Below are 6,000 nucleotides of genomic sequence, written 5' to 3'. Positions count from 1 at the left end.
ACCGCTCGATCGCATCATCGGAAATGGAGACATACTTAAGGGCCCGTTCTAGGCGACTGCTGGCATCGGTAAAGAGTGATTTCGACATGATTTTTTTCCCCCTATCTATCCCCATTAGAACACGGGAAAAACAGTATATTTGGCTACAGTTTATTTTTCTTAATTAACCATGCACGGGAATTGCCGAGTATTGGAAATTTTAGTACAAATGCTCGAACTGCCTCTCCCTGCTCCGCAGCTCCGGCACTCCCCTGCAATCTTAACGAGTGATTTAGATAATGAGATACAGGAATCAGGCATCAGCGAAAAGCTGATGCCTGAAGATAAGAAATCTGAGGCCGAAAAACAGCCAAGTTTTAGGCGACATTACCTGCTGTGGTCGTAATAATTTGACGTACCTGAGCATCGGTCAGATTAGGATTGGCATTCAACATTAGGGCTACCACTCCAGCTACATGAGGTGCTGCCATGGAGGTTCCACTCAAGAAACCATAGGCACCATTAGGGAGAGTAGAATACACTTGCACGCCTGGAGCGGTGACATACCTCATCGAAGAATTGGAGCCGGCACGATTGGAGAAGGAAGCCATCTGGTTAGAACTATTAACGGCACCTACGGCAAGACCCCAAGAGGTGGCACTGGAAGCGGGATAACTGGGTTGAGCTGCCCCCTCATTACCGGCGGCCATAACCACGATAACACCACGACTGCTGGCATACTGGAGGGCTGATTGAACCGCGCTGTCAGTGCTACCACCGCCCAAACTCATATTAATCACATCAGCACCGTTGTCTACAGCATAGCGAATGCCTTGGGCAACGCCACTATAGCTGCCACTACCAGAATCGCTCAAAACTTTCACCGGCATAATTCTGGAATTGTAGGCCACACCAGTGGCTCCGAAACCATTATTACGGGCAGCAATGGTTCCCGCCACATGGGTGCCATGGCGGTTGCCATCTAAAGTGTTATTATTGCCATTGGCAAAGTTCCAGCCATAAACGTCATCAACGTAACCGTTGCCATCGTTATCAAGACTATCATTGGCAATTTCGCCCGCATTCGTCCAAATATTGCCCGCTAAGTCGGCATGATTGCGGTCAACTCCTGTATCTAGTACAGCAACGACTACTCCTTGTCCTGTATAACCTCTTGCCCAAGCTTCGGGAGCATTAACTAAGTTAACCCCCCAGTCATTAGCACCACCAAAAGTGGGAACGTTGGCAAAAGGACTTTGATTCAAGGCTCCAGCGACGGCTTTCGCGGCATTAACTAAACCGTATCCTGAAATGGCACTATATCCGGGTACAACTGGGGCTGTGGTAGCCGAAACAGCGAGATTATAGTTGGTATTGCCACTATAGGGATAGACACGAATGTAGTAGGTGCCTGCACTCAACTGACGGGTAATGCTCTCAGAAGTCGTACCACCGTTAATAGAGGAGGCAATGAGAGAACCGCTACTATTTAACAGTTGCACGTCCGCGTCGGCGGTCATTCCAGTTAGACCGAGATTAAAGTTACTAGAATTAGCGAGGGTGAAACGATAGTAATCGTTGGTGTCGGTGCTTCCTACCCAATCGGTGTAACTGGTGGTGCTGGAACCGACGGTAATCACTCTGGCATTGGCGCGGGTATTGCCGGCTAGGTCAACGGAACTGGAAAGACCCACAAAACTACTTTGACCCGTTAAAAAATCATCGCCGTTAAGCCAAGAGGAAAGGGATTGGGATGATTGCCAGCGATTTTCTAGTCCTAGCTGGGATTCTTCCACAGAATTGCTTAAAAAGCCAGAATCCATGCCCTGGAGACTTTTGCGGAAAACAGGGGTAATCAAGTCGGAGCGTCCCAAACCTGATCCCACGCCAAGGGTTGGTAACTGGAAGATATCATCTAAAACATTGCTGTCTGATAGGTTGAAACTTTGGTCAAGCATATTTTTTCTCCTTGAGTGCTTCAGATGTGAGGTCAGGGGTTGGTTCCTAACTGTCGATACTTATTTCTGGGGAGTTGGGGGTTATTTCGATCTCCGCCCTCCCTTTACCGTCGTATAGTGTATAAGTCAGGTGAAAACTTTGACTGACATATACTGGGGGTGCGATCTAATGCTATGCAGTTAGTGGCTATGGTGGGAAAAATTGATGACTTATTCCCCGCCAAAAATTTCTCAAAACATGAGGAATCTAGACCATCTATATAGTTATAGATGTCGTTGGCGACAAAGTTATCTATCATGGTGTTCTAGTCGTTTTTTAGTGGTTAGATGGCTGAGATAACAATCAAGAAGATATGAGCAGACAGAGAATATTTGTGAGCTTTTGGGTAAGTCCCACAAAGAGTAGGCTAATTCAAATCTGAATTGCATTACTGTCCGAGTTTGTACGCCAATTCAAATCTGGATTCCACGGGAGCATCTCATTTATGCAAGTCAGTAATTATACTTATCCATAAAACTGGTTTCTAGCAAGGCTTTCAAAACAGCTTGACATAAAAACCTGATTTAGGGGTTACAAAGGTGAGATGCTCCCAGATTCCACCACCTCTGACATCATTCAATAGAATACCTTAAATGGGGTTTGATAGTCAAGACATTTTCGGGTAAGTATGAATTACAAACTACAAATTATGAATTATGAATTATGAAGTGGGGAGTGGGGTGATGAAATTATGAATCATAAATTGTAAACGACATTCCGCACATCTTCATATATTTTTATATATTTTTACATTCCCCAAGATGTTTTGAGGAAAAACCTTGATTGTAGAAACTACTATTGAGAACATTTTCAATAATTGATTTTTTATGAGAAAAAAAATTACAATTCTTCACCTTGATCAACATCCGTTATTGTAGCTATAGTCACTACTGGCAAGGGATTTTAAGCAATATATTGGTAAGAATTACCAATTGAATGTTAAGAAGTGCGGAAAGTGGGATAAATTATGAATTATGAAGTGGGCAGACCACTTCGTGCGCGACGTTCGGACGTTCGGCGAAGCTCAGTCGAGCCATTGCGGGGGGTGATGGGGTGATGGAAGCAGGGAGAAGGGAGAAAAAAGCGTTCGTGTTAGTGAGCTTGTCGAACTACTGAGCTTGTGCCGAAGTCTGACAGCTAACGAATGTTACGATTGTTACAACATCTTGACATTAATTCTGATACCCTGACAATGTGTCAATCTGTGCAGTAATGGGGCAGAAACTCAAGTGGTATCGATCCATATTTCTATTGTTGAGGGCAACCCGCACTTGCGATCGCTATTAGCTTGGCATCTGCAACAGGCCGGTTATTTGGTCAATCAATCGGCAACCCTGCAAAGTGCGCGTCAAGCTTTCCTTCATCGTCAACCAACCTTAGCAATTATCGATTCCGATTTGCCAGATGGGGATGGAATCGAACTCTGCCGTTGGCTTTATCAACAAAAACAGTCTTTAATACTGATTCTCTCGGCCCGTAATGGCGAAAAAGATGTGGTCAATGGTTTAAAAGCGGGGGCCGACGACTACCTGAGAAAGCCCTTTGGAATGCAAGAATTTATGGCTAGGGTAGAAGTGTTAACTCGTCGTTTAGGCAGTAGGGCTGCTCCCCTACACTTGGATTATGGCGAATTAAAAATAGATTTAGCCCAACGACGGGTACAATTTCGCGGGGAATATATCGAATTAACGCCCCAAGAATTTAGCCTACTCTACGTTTTAGCCCAAGCGGAGGGAACACCCCTATCAAGGGCCGATTTACTGCGTCGCGCTTGGCCCGAGGAAATTGATAATCCCCGGACAATCGATACTCATGTTCTCTCTCTGCGGAAAAAAATCGAAACCGATCCCAGACAACCTAATTTAATTCAAACCGTCCGCAACGTCGGCTATCGTTTCAATCTAGAAATGTTGGCCGAGATGACTTCAGCTTTAGAAGCTAATATTATTGCCCCCACCAAAGGCAATCATAACGGCCATTCCATTAGTAAAATTCCTGCTCACAATGTTAGTCGTTAATTCTGGCTTTGTCCGACTGATTAGCCGATTTTTTGCTGAAATCGTCTCCTAACCACTTAATCGAAGCGAGGAGACGAAGGGCAAATTAAACCGTAGTCACCATTGACCGATCTGCTTGTTGCTGAAATTCCGTCAATAAACGTCGGAATTCGTCGCCGTCAATGGTTTCCTGTTCAATCAGTATATCCACCAAGCGATCGATCGCCACACGATTGTCAAGGATAAGTTTTGTTGCTAAATCGTGGCATTGCTTGACAAGTTCCCGCACTTGTGCATCAATTTTCGCCATCATCGCGAAAGAATGGTCGGCATGATAACCAGCACCAGCACCACCGAGATAGGAATTACCATCCTCCTCTAGGGCAATCAATCCCAATTCCGACATTCCCAGACGCGTTACCATCTGTCGGGCCAGATAGGTGATTTTTTCAATATCATTACCGGCCCCGGTAGTCACTTCATCCTTACCGAAGACACATTCCTCCGCCACTCGTCCCCCTAATAATCCCGCAATTCGGGCTAATAACTGGGAACGACTGGTTAAACCCTGTTCTTCATCAGGAGTGAACCAAGTTAACCCCTGCGCTTGCCCCCGGGGAATCAGGGTGACTTTTTCCACTTGATCGTGACCGGGACAGAGAGTACCGACAATCGCATGGCCGACTTCATGATAGGCGATCAAACGCTTGGCTTTACTATCCACTAAAGCTCGCCCTTCCATACCGGCCACAATCCGATCGATCGCATCGTTGACCTCCTCCATAGTAATCGCCTCTTTGCGCCGTCTAGCGGTAAAAATCGCCGCTTCGTTGAGCATATTCGCCAAATCTGCCCCAGTAAAACCGGGGGTGCGCCTGGCGATCGCATCCAGAGCCACATCAGCAGCCACCTTTTTATCGCGAGAATGGACCTCCAAAATGGCCAAACGTCCCTTAGAATCTGGATAATCCACCACCACCTGTCGGTCAAAACGACCCGGACGCAGCAAGGCCGAATCCAAAACATCAGGGCGGTTGGTGGCGGCAATGACGATAATGCCAGTATTTCCCTCAAAACCGTCCATTTCCGTCAATAATTGGTTCAGGGTTTGTTCCCGTTCATCATTACCTCCCCCATAACCGATCCCTCTTTGACGACCAACGGCATCAATTTCATCGATAAAAACCAAACAAGGGGCATTTTCCTGGGCTTTTCGGAACAAATCTCGCACTCGCGACGCACCAACCCCGACAAACATCTCCACAAATTCCGACCCGGAGATGCTGAAAAAAGGTACTCCCGCCTCTCCTGCGATCGCTTTAGCCAGTAAAGTTTTCCCCGTCCCTGGGGGCCCGATTAACAGGACTCCCTTGGGGATTTTCGCGCCAATAGCCGTAAATTTTTCCGGTTGTTTGAGGAATGTTACCACTTCCTCTAGATCTTCCTTGGCCTCATCCACACCCGCCACATCATCGAATTCTATGCCGGTTTTCGCCTCCATCTGAAACCGCGCCCTTGATTTACCGAAGTTCATCGCTTGACCGGAAGCATTAGCAGAACGACGGATAATAAACACCAATAATCCCAAGACGATAATAATCACTAACAGGTTAGTGAGAACATTGATCAAGGCTGAATTGTCAGTGCTGGGGAGAATGCCGTACTCAATTTTTTTAGCATCGAGTTTCTTGATTAATTCGGGATTTTGGTCAAATAAATTGACTTCTTTCGGGGGATCCTTGTCCGTTTGACCGACGAGGGTAACTGCTGCCTGCTGCAAAGAAGGATTGATTTCCACCTTTTTTACCTTTCCTTGGTCGATCTTCTCTAACAATTCACCGTAGGTGAGGGTATTTTGGTTTTTTTGACTCCAAGCAGGAGTGACATGGCCAAAGGTTTGCAGAATCATCCAAGTGGTGACAATCCCTTTCCATACTGGCCGATGACCACGATTCTTGGCTGACTTGGCTCTAACTACGGTGAGTGGAGATTTTTGATCCATAATTGACTCTATATCTAGTTACCC

The 6,000-nt window shown here is 46.1% G+C and carries 3 protein-coding genes; 1 reads left to right on the top strand and 2 read right to left on the bottom strand.

Annotation, left to right across the window (positions count from 1 at the left end):
• Nucleotides 1-356 precede the first annotated feature (356 nt).
• Nucleotides 357-1,937 carry a S8 family serine peptidase gene (locus ACOCD9_RS06950; protein ID WP_287704614.1) on the bottom strand — a complete coding sequence of 527 codons (1,581 nt, stop codon included), beginning with the start codon at nt 1,935-1,937 and terminating at the stop codon, nt 357-359.
• Nucleotides 1,938-3,206: 1,269 nt separating this feature from the next.
• Between ACOCD9_RS06950 and ACOCD9_RS06945 the strand changes: the two genes are divergently transcribed.
• Entirely contained in the window at nt 3,207-3,995 is a 789-nt protein-coding gene (locus tag ACOCD9_RS06945) for a response regulator transcription factor (protein WP_287704616.1), read from the top strand.
• An 85-nt stretch (nt 3,996-4,080) separates the two neighbouring features.
• Here the strand turns inward: ACOCD9_RS06945 and ftsH are convergent, their stop codons facing one another.
• Entirely contained in the window at nt 4,081-5,976 is a 1,896-nt protein-coding gene (gene ftsH / locus ACOCD9_RS06940) for an ATP-dependent zinc metalloprotease FtsH (protein WP_419546870.1), read from the bottom strand.
• Nucleotides 5,977-6,000: the final 24 nt, after the last annotated feature.

The organism is Microcystis sp. (assembly GCF_048564745.1).
Lineage (GTDB): Bacteria > Cyanobacteriota > Cyanobacteriia > Cyanobacteriales > Microcystaceae > Microcystis > Microcystis ichthyoblabe_A.
This window is presented reverse-complemented; position numbering and strand designations above follow the sequence as displayed.